The sequence below is a fragment of the Mesorhizobium sp. M1E.F.Ca.ET.063.01.1.1 genome (assembly GCF_003998155.1).
GTDB lineage: Bacteria > Pseudomonadota > Alphaproteobacteria > Rhizobiales > Rhizobiaceae > Mesorhizobium.
This window is the reverse complement of record NZ_RZSC01001233.1, coordinates 1-1067: the sequence shown is the minus strand read 5'-3', so window position 1 is coordinate 1067 and position 1067 is coordinate 1. Positions and strand designations below refer to the sequence as shown.

1 protein-coding gene is annotated in these 1067 nt (G+C 65.1%); it reads right to left on the bottom strand.

What is annotated here, in order from left to right; genetic code table 11:
• Nucleotides 1-6: 6 nt before the first annotated feature.
• Nucleotides 7-1002: an ABC transporter permease gene (locus tag EOA29_RS37510; RefSeq protein ID WP_126093566.1), complete on the bottom strand. Its 996-nt coding sequence runs from the start codon at nucleotides 1000-1002 to the stop codon at nucleotides 7-9.
• Nucleotides 1003-1067: the final 65 nt, after the last annotated feature.

Below are 1067 nucleotides of genomic sequence, written 5' to 3'. Positions count from 1 at the left end.
GTCCTGTCATGCGAGTCTTTGACGAATGGTTTGCTTGAAAGCGTCGAGCAGCACGGCCGCCAGCACCAGGAGGCCATGGATGACCTGGGTGAAATTGGCCGGCAGGCCCATCAGGTTGATGGCGGTGTTGATGGCCGACAGAAGCAGCACGCCGGCATAGACGCCGGGCAGAGTGCCGACGCCACCCTTCAGGCTTACGCCGCCGATGACGACGGCGGCGAAGGCATTGAAGAGCAGGCCGACGCCGAGATTGGCAGTGGCGCCGGAGGTGCGGATGGCAAGCAGCCAGCCGGCCAGCCCGGCGATGGCGCCGGCAAGCACAAAGGCGACGATCAGGTTGCGGTTGACGCGGATGCCGGCGCGGAAGGTCGCGGTCTCGTTGCCGCCGATCATCACCAGATGCCGGCCGAACGGCGTCTTGGCCAGGATCAGCGAGAAGACCACGAAGCAGCCGACCGCGATCCAGGCGGTCAGCGGCAGGCCGGCGAGCCGCTGGATGCCGAACCATCGGATGGCGGGCGCCAGATCCTGCGCCGAGCGTCCGCCTGAGATCACCAGCACGAGACCGCGCACCCAGATGTAGGAGGCCAGTGTGATGATGAAGGCGCTCATCTTCAGCCTGACGATGAGGAAGCCGTTGATGACGCCGATGATGGCGCCGACGGCAAGCGCGATGGCGAGCGACACCGGCACCATCAGCCAGTCCGGATGCAACTGCACGCCCTGGCCGATGCCTGACGAGCAGAACATGATGCCGACCGCCATGGCGCTGAGCGCGGCGACCGATTCGACCGACAGGTCCATGTGGCCGGCAATGATCACCAGCGCCAGGCCGATCGACATGACGCCGAGCACGCTCGAAGCCTCGATGATGTTGGCGAAAATGCCGAGCTGGAAGTAGTTCGGAACGAGGACGGAAAAGACCGCCAGCACGAAGACCAGCATGAACCAGACGAGATTGTCGAGAACGAGCTCGAGACTATAGCGGGTGTGCGGACTCATGGGCCGATCCGGTTGACGTCGGGACGGGGTGCGCTGCCACTTCGGGCGGACGCGCCGCGAGGCTC